The sequence below is a fragment of the Isoptericola sp. NPDC056573 genome, assembly GCF_042793335.1.
GTDB lineage: Bacteria > Actinomycetota > Actinomycetes > Actinomycetales > Cellulomonadaceae > Isoptericola.
The window spans coordinates 1-7,366 of the sequence record NZ_JBHTUY010000007.1 but is presented as its reverse complement, the minus strand read 5'-3'; the positions used below and the strand labels follow the sequence as shown (position 1 = coordinate 7,366).

Here is a 7,366-nt window from a genome sequence, read left to right as displayed (position 1 = left end):
GGGGGGCCCCGTCGGCCCCGGCGGCCCCGGCGGCCCCGGGGGGGGGGGGGGTCGGGGGGGGGGGGGGGGGGGGCCGGGGGGGGGGGGGGGGGGGGGGGGGCCGGGGGGGGGCCCGCGGGGGGGGGGGGGGGGGGGGGGGGGCCCCGCCCCCCCCCCCCCGACCGGTCAGGCCCAGGAAGGCGCCCAGGTCCGCGCCACGCGCGCGGTCGCCGCGACCACGTCGTCCCCGGTCTCGTGCACGCCGCTCACGCCGGCCCCGGACCACTCCCGGCGCGAGACCTCGCTGCGGCCGGCCAGCACCACGACCGGCACGGCGTGCGGGGCGGCGGCCGCCACGGCGGCGGGGACGCGCCCCTCGCGCAGGGTCGTGCCGTCCAGCACGGGGACGTGCACGACGACGAGGTCGGACGTCGCCGCCGGGGCGGCGAGCGCACCGCCCTCCGGTCCGGAGACGCTCGCCAGCCCGAGGGCGTCGAGGGGGACGAACACCCCGACGGACGACGGGTGGGCCTCCCCCGGCGGCGCGGGGTCGGGCAGGACGACGGTGGTCACGGCGCACGACGGCGCGGCCTCCCGCCACGCCGTCGCGAGCGCGGGGGCCAGGGGGCCGGCGTCCTCGCCGACGCAGAGCAGCACCTGCATGCCGCGATCGTGGCACACCGAGCCGAGGCGCGGACGCCCCCGGGGCGTGCTGCCGGAGGGGCGGACGGCAGGCCGACGGCTCGGGCACGCGCCCCCGCCGGGGACGGACGCGCGGCGTGCCGCACGCAGGCCCTGTGGAAACATAGGCGGGTGACCACCCTGCTGAACGACACCGCGGGCACCTCGACCGGCGCCACGACCGGCACCACGACCGGCTTCGCCGAGCCCGCACCCTCCGCGCTGCTGCTCCTCGGCCAGGGCCGCGACCTCGCCTCGGAGCGTGGCGTCGAGTGCACCGGGGCGCTGCCGTCGCCGTCGGACCCGGACCTGGTGGAGCGCGCCCGCGCCGCGCGGGCCGCCCTGGGCGAGCGCGCGTTCGTGCTCGGGCACCACTACCAGCGCGACGAGGTCATCGACTTCGCCGACGTCACCGGCGACTCCTTCAAGCTCGCGCGCGAGGCGGCTGCCCGTCCCGAGGCCGAGTTCGTGCTGTTCTGCGGCGTGCACTTCATGGCCGAGAGCGCGGACATCCTCACGTCGGACGCGCAGCAGGTCGTGCTGCCCGACCTCGCCGCCGGCTGCTCCATGGCCGACATGGCCGAGATCGGCCAGGTCGAGGAGGCGTGGGCGGTGCTGCAGGACGTCGGCATCGCCGGCGACACCGTGCCCGTGACCTACATGAACTCCTCCGCCGCCATCAAGGCCTTCACCGGCCGGCACGGGGGCACCGTGTGCACGTCGTCGAACGCGCAGGTCGCGCTGCGCTGGGCGTTCGACCGGGTGGGTGGCGTGAAGGGCACCGGCAAGGTGCTGTTCCTGCCGGACCAGCACCTGGGCCGCAACACCGCCGTCCTCCAGCTCGGCCTGAGCCTGGACGACTGCGTGGTCTACGACCCGCGCAAGCCGCTGGGCGGTCTCACCGAGCAGCAGCTGCGCGACGCGCGCATGATCCTGTGGCGGGGGCACTGCTCGGTGCACGGGCGGTTCTCGGCGCGCAACGTCGAGGACGTCCGGGCGAAGGTGCCCGGGGTCACGGTGATCGCTCACCCGGAGTGCAAGCACGAGGTGATCACCGCGGCGGACGAGGTGGGGTCCACCGAGTTCATCATCAAGGCCCTCGACGCCGCCGAGCCCGGCAGCGCGTGGGCGATCGGCACCGAGCTCAACCTGGTGCGCCGCCTCGCCAAGGCGCACCCGGACAAGCAGGTGCACTACCTCGACTCGACCGTGTGCTTCTGCTCGACCATGAACCGCATCGACCTGCCGCACCTGGTGTGGGCGATGGAGTCGCTGGTCGAGGGGCGGATGGTCAACCGGATCGTGGTCGACGCCGACGACGCCCACTGGGCCCGGGTGGCGCTCGACCAGATGCTGGCGCTGCCCGGCATCTGACCGTGAGCAAGATCTGACCAGGGGCCGGCGACGGCCCTGACGACGCAGGAGAAGGCATGAGCACCGACGGCGGGCTCCACATCGGCATCTTCGTGTTCGACGACGCGGAGGAGCTCGACGTCGTCGGGCCGTTCGAGGTGCTCGCGGCCTGGGAGCAGCACTCGAGCACCGAGTCGGGCCCGAAGCCGCACGTGAGCACCTTCTCCCGCGACGGCGACGGCGTGCGCCTGGCCAAGGGCCTGCGGGTCGTGCCCGCGCACTCCGCGGACGACGTCGGCCCGCTGCACGTGCTCGTCTACCCGGGCGGCTGGGGCACTCGCGCGATGATTGCCGACCCGACGCACCTGGAGTGGCTGCGGCAGGTGCGCGTGCAGACCCCGGTCCTCGCTAGCGTGTGCACCGGAGCCCTGGTGCTCGCGGCGGCGGGGCTGCTGGCCGGACGGCCGGCGACCACGCACCGCGACCACTACGACGAGCTGGCCGAGATCGACCCGAGCGTCGTCGTGGACACCGAGGCGCGGTTCGTCGACGACGGGGACGTCGTGACCGCCGCCGGCGTCTCGGCGGGGATCGACATGGCCCTGCACCTGGTGGCGCGGCTCGAGTCGACCGAGGTCGCGCGCGCGGTGCGCCGGGGCATCCAGTACGACCCCGCTCCCCCGGTCTGACGGACGACGAGCCCAGGTATCTGATACCGGCGGTCGCCGATATAACCTGCGCAGGTGACTCGAATGATCCAGCTCACCTGGGCCTCTCTGCGCCCCCGCAAGCCGGTGCCCGGCCAGGGCCTGCTCGACCCGTCCGTGACGCGCATGCGCGTGCACCCCGGCGACCTCGACCTGTACCTGCACGTCAACAACGGCTCGTACCTGCAGATGATGGACGTGGCGCGGTCCAACTTCATCGCCGACCTCGACGGCTTCGCCAAGATCGGCGACCGCAAGTGGTACCCGGTGGTCGCGGCGTCGACCATGACCTACAAGCGCTCGCTCAAGCTCGGCGACCGGTTCGAGATCAGCACGCGCGTCCTCGGCTGGGACGAGCGCGTGATCTACATCGAGCAGGTCTTCACGTGCCGGGGGCAGCTCTACGGCCGCGGCTACGTGGCAGGCCGGTTCCTCGGCCCGGGAAGCTCCCGCGTCCCCGCGCCCGACGTCGTGGCGCTCATGGGGCCGGAGGCGCCCGTGCAGAGCCCGGACCTCCCCGACGACGTCGCCGCCTGGGCGCGGGCGCTCGACGTCGCGCACCGGGACCGGTCGGAGGCCTGACCCGGGCCGGGATCGGGCCGGCTCAGGCGGGCCCGGCGTCGCGGAGCGCCCGCGCCTCGGACAGCGCGCTCCGGACGGCGTCCCCCTCCGCGTCGCGGCCGGAGGCCTCGGCGAGCGTCTCGAGCTCGGCGACGAGCTCGCCCGCCGCGGCGGGGTCTCCGGCGCGCACGGCGAGCTCGGCGAGGTAGGCGAGCGCCGGCGCGAGCTCGCCCGCGGCCGGGGCGGCCCCCGCCGCCCGAGCACGACGGACGGCGCCACCCAGGATCTTCCGCGCCTGGCCGACGTCCCCGTGCGAGTCCGCGACGACGACGGCGTTCTCCAGGGCGCGCGCCAGCGGCCCGCCGCCTTCCGTCGTCCAGGACGTCGTGCCCCCCTCGCCCGCGACGACCGGCGCGTCCGGTGCCCGGGAGACCCGCACCCAGTTCCCCGCGGGGTCCACGAGGCTGAACCCGCTGAGCCCCGCGTTGTTCGCCCGCTTCCGCGGGCGGGTGATCCGCGGAGCGCCCGACACGGGCAGGCGCCCGAACAGGTTCCGCAGCCCCGCCGCGAACACCTCGTAGACCGGCTCGGTGTCCGGGACGACGAGCGCGCAGGTCGAGTGGCTCTGCTCCGGGTCCCAGTCGGGCATCCCGTAGTAGTGGACGTCGAACCCACCGCGCCCGAACGCCACGTACGGGTTGGGGCGCTGCTGGCGGTAGGTGACCTCGAGACCGAGCGCGGTCCAGAAGGCCACCATCGCGTCGAGGTCCTCCTCCGTGCCGCCGCAGGGCAGCATCGGCACCATCCGAGCCCCGGCGACCGCACCCTCGAGCTGCTGCGACATCACGTCGCCCCCTCCCTCATCTCTCGAGCTCGGCGACGCGCCGCAGGAGCAGCGCCTCGGCGAGCACGACCTTGCGCAGCTCGCCCAGGTGCACCGACTCGTCGGCGCCGTGCGCGCGGGAGTCCGGGTCCTCGACGCCGGTGACGAGCACGGCGGCCCCGGGGAAGAACTCGAGCAGGTCGGCGATGAACGGGATGGACCCGCCGACGCCGATGTCCACCGGGTCCGTGCCCCAGGCCGCCGCGAACGCCGAGCGCGCGGCGCGCATCGCGGCCGAGTCCTCCGCGGCGTGGAACGCCCGCCCCTGCTCGCCCGAGCGCCAGGCGACCCGTGCGCCGAACGGCGCGTGCGCCTCGAGGTGGGCGCGCAGCGCGTCCTCCGCCGCCTGCGGGTCCTGCCCCGGCGGGATGCGCAGCGACAGCTTCGCGGCCGCGCGGGGCGCGATCGTGTTGGACGCGTGCGCGACGCTCGTGGCGTCGATGCCGATCACCGAGAGCGCCGGCTTGGTCCACAGCCGGCCCGCGATGGTGCCCTCGCCCGCGAGCGTCACGCCGTCGAGCACCGAGGAGTCGGCGCGGAACGCCGCCTCCTCGTAGTCGACCTCCGGCTCGCCGGCGGCGACCAGCCCCGCCACCGCGACGTTGCCGGCGTCGTCGTGCAGCGTCGCGATCAGGCGTGCGAGCAGGGTGTTCGCGTCGAGCACCGGCCCGCCGAACATGCCGGAGTGCACCGCGTGCCCGAGCACCTCGACCTCGACCACGCCGTCGACCAGGCCGCGCAGCGACGTGGTGAGGGCGGGCACGCCGACCTTCCAGTTCGTGGAGTCGGCGACGACGATGACGTCCGCCGCGAGCAGCTCGCGGTGGTCGGCGAGGAACCGGCGGAAGCTCGGGGACCCCGACTCCTCCTCGCCCTCGACGAACACCGTGATCCCGACGGGCAGGTCCGTGCCGCCCTCCTGAGCCACGGCGGCCAGGGCGCGCAGCGCGCCGACGTGCGCGACCAGCCCCGCCTTGTCGTCCGCGGCACCGCGGCCGTACAACCGCTCGCCCACCTGGACCGGCTCGAACGGGTCGGTCGCCCACGCGGCGGCGTCGCCCGGGGGCTGGACGTCGTGGTGCGCGTACAGCAGCACGGTCGGGGCGCCCTCGGGCGCGGGACGGCGGGCGACGACGGCGGGCGCCCCGGGGGTCCCGTCGGGGCGGTCCGAGCGCAGGATCCGCACGTCGGGCAGCCCTGCGTCGCGCAGCAGCGCGGCGACGGCATCGGCGCTCGCCGCGACGTGCGCCTGGTCGAAGGCGGCGGCGGACACGCTCGGGATGCGCACGAGGCGCTCGAGGTCGGCCTGGAGGGCGGGGAACTGCCGCTCGACGTGCGCGCTCAGGGTGGTGGCGTCGTCGACGGGCCGGTCGGTCGGTACGCCGGCAGGGGCGGTGCGGGGGGTGTCGGTCACGCGGCTCACGCTACCCGCGCGCTCGACTACCCTGGGAGCGTGTTCTCCCGCAACAAGCCCGACGCGACGCCGTCGTCCCCCGACTCCACCGACCCCGTCGACGCGGCCGCCGAGATCGAGAAGGCCGGCGCCCCCTCCGGCAAGGGCCGCCCCACGCCCAAGCGCAGCGTGGCCGAGGCCGCCAACAAGCGCCCGCTGGTCCCCGACGACCGCAAGGCGGCGACGAAGGCGGCACGGGAGAAGGCGCGCGAGCAGCGCAACCTCGAGTACCGGGCGATGCAGACGGGCGACGAGCGCCACCTGCCGCCGCGCGACAAGGGCCCGCTCAAGCGGTACGCGCGCGACTACGTCGACGCGCGCTGGAACCTCGGCGAGTTCTTCCTGCCCGTCGCGTTCGGCTTCATCGTCCTGAACTTCATCTTCATGCAGAACGTCACCATGTCGGCGCTCGTGCTGATGCTGCTGTACGCCGTCGTGCTGCTCACCATCGCCGACGCGTTCCTGCTGTGGCGCGGGCTCCGCAAGCGGCTGCTGCTGAAGTTCGGCGAGGTGCCGAAGGGCACGATGATGTACGCCGTCATGCGCGCGTTCCAGATCCGCCGCTCGCGCCTGCCCAAGCCGTCGTCGAAGAAGCACGGCGTCTGGCCGGAGTGACCCGGCACCGCCGGCACCGTCCGGTGCGCCCCTGCTCCCGCCCTAGGGTGGACGCATGGTCAACTACCGGTACCTCGGCAACAGCGGTCTGAAGATCTCCGAGATCACCTACGGCAACTGGCTCACCCACGGTTCGCAGGTCGAGAACGACGTCGCGACGCAGTGCGTGCGCGCCGCGCTCGACGCGGGCATCACGACGTTCGACACCGCGGACGTGTACGCCAACACGAAGGCCGAGCAGGTGCTCGGCGACGCCCTCGCGGGCGAGCGGCGCGAGTCGCTCGAGATCTTCACCAAGGTGTACTGGCCGACGGGCCCGGGCGGCCCCAACGACACGGGTCTGTCGCGCAAGCACGTCATGGAGTCGATCAACGGCTCGCTGAAGCGCCTCGGCACGGACTACGTCGACCTCTACCAGGCGCACCGCTACGACACCGAGACGCCGCTCACCGAGACGATGCAGGCGTTCGCCGACATCGTCCGCCAGGGCAAGGCCCTGTACATCGGCGTCTCCGAGTGGACGGCGGACCAGATCCGCGCCGGCGCGGCCCTGGCGAAGGAGCTGGGGTTCCAGCTCATCTCCTCGCAGCCGCAGTACTCCATGCTCTGGCGGGTCATCGAGGACGAGGTCGTGCCCGCCTCGCAGGAGTGCGGGCTGTCGCAGATCGTCTGGTCGCCGATGGCGCAGGGCGTGCTGTCCGGCAAGTACGTGCCCGGCCAGCCGCTGCCCGCCGGGTCGCGCGCGACCGACGAGAAGGGCGGCGCGTCGAGCATCCGCCGCTTCCTCGACGACGACGTGCTCACCCGCGTGCAGAACCTGCGCCCGGTCGCCGACGAGCTGGGTCTGTCGATGGCGCAGCTCGCCGTCGCGTGGGTGCTCCAGAACGACAACGTCGCGGCGGCGCTCGTCGGCGCGTCCCGGCCCGAGCAGGTCGCCGAGAACGTCAAGGCGTCCGGCGTGACGATCCCCGCCGAGCTCCTGGCGACGATCGACGACGTCCTGGGCGACGTCGTCGTGCGCGACCCGGCCAAGACCGCCGAGAACGCGCCGAAGACCCGCGTCGCCTGACCGCAAAGACGGTTCCGGGAGGGCCCGGCGTCGCGGTGGGTCGTCGTCCTGAGACGGACGACGAC

At 74.5% G+C, this 7,366-nt stretch carries 8 protein-coding genes; 5 read left to right on the top strand and 3 right to left on the bottom strand.

The window, feature by feature from the left end:
- Positions 1–165: 165 nt before the first annotated feature.
- Positions 166–642: a hypothetical protein gene (locus ACFQ8E_RS13325; protein WP_430551044.1), complete on the bottom strand. Its 477-nt coding sequence runs from the start codon at positions 640–642 to the stop codon at positions 166–168.
- Positions 643–801: 159 nt separating this feature from the next.
- Between ACFQ8E_RS13325 and nadA the strand changes: the two genes are divergently transcribed.
- The 3 genes from nadA to ACFQ8E_RS13310 all read left to right on the top strand — a co-directional run bounded on the left by nadA (position 802) and on the right by ACFQ8E_RS13310 (position 3,302).
- A complete protein-coding gene (gene nadA / locus ACFQ8E_RS13320; RefSeq protein WP_430551263.1) occupies positions 802–2,034 on the top strand; it encodes a quinolinate synthase NadA in 1,233 nt (410 codons plus the stop codon).
- Between the two features lie 56 nt (positions 2,035–2,090).
- On the top strand, positions 2,091–2,702 hold the full coding sequence (locus tag ACFQ8E_RS13315; RefSeq protein ID WP_430551043.1) for a DJ-1/PfpI family protein: 612 nt from the start codon (positions 2,091–2,093) through the stop codon (positions 2,700–2,702).
- A gap of 63 nt (positions 2,703–2,765) precedes the next feature.
- Positions 2,766–3,302 carry an acyl-CoA thioesterase gene (locus ACFQ8E_RS13310; RefSeq protein WP_430551262.1) on the top strand — a complete coding sequence of 179 codons (537 nt, stop codon included), beginning with the start codon at positions 2,766–2,768 and terminating at the stop codon, positions 3,300–3,302.
- Between the two features lie 22 nt (positions 3,303–3,324).
- Here ACFQ8E_RS13310 and ACFQ8E_RS13305 read toward each other — a convergent pair whose 3' ends face one another.
- Both ACFQ8E_RS13305 and ACFQ8E_RS13300 read right to left on the bottom strand, forming a co-directional pair.
- A complete protein-coding gene (locus ACFQ8E_RS13305) occupies positions 3,325–4,125 on the bottom strand; it encodes a hypothetical protein (RefSeq protein ID WP_430551042.1) in 801 nt (266 codons plus the stop codon).
- A 16-nt stretch (positions 4,126–4,141) separates the two neighbouring features.
- Positions 4,142–5,509 (bottom strand): dipeptidase, encoded by a 1,368-nt coding sequence (locus ACFQ8E_RS13300; protein ID WP_430551261.1) that lies wholly within the window; start codon positions 5,507–5,509, stop codon positions 4,142–4,144.
- Between the two features lie 108 nt (positions 5,510–5,617).
- Between ACFQ8E_RS13300 and ACFQ8E_RS13295 the strand changes: the two genes are divergently transcribed.
- Together ACFQ8E_RS13295 and ACFQ8E_RS13290 are read left to right on the top strand one after the other, a co-directional pair.
- The gene (locus ACFQ8E_RS13295) at positions 5,618–6,232 is read left to right on the top strand and encodes a DUF3043 domain-containing protein (RefSeq protein WP_430551041.1); all 615 of its coding nucleotides are present in this window, start codon (positions 5,618–5,620) and stop codon (positions 6,230–6,232) included.
- A gap of 55 nt (positions 6,233–6,287) precedes the next feature.
- Positions 6,288–7,301, top strand: a complete 1,014-nt coding sequence (locus ACFQ8E_RS13290) for an aldo/keto reductase family protein (RefSeq protein ID WP_430551040.1) — start codon at positions 6,288–6,290, stop codon at positions 7,299–7,301.
- Positions 7,302–7,366: the final 65 nt, after the last annotated feature.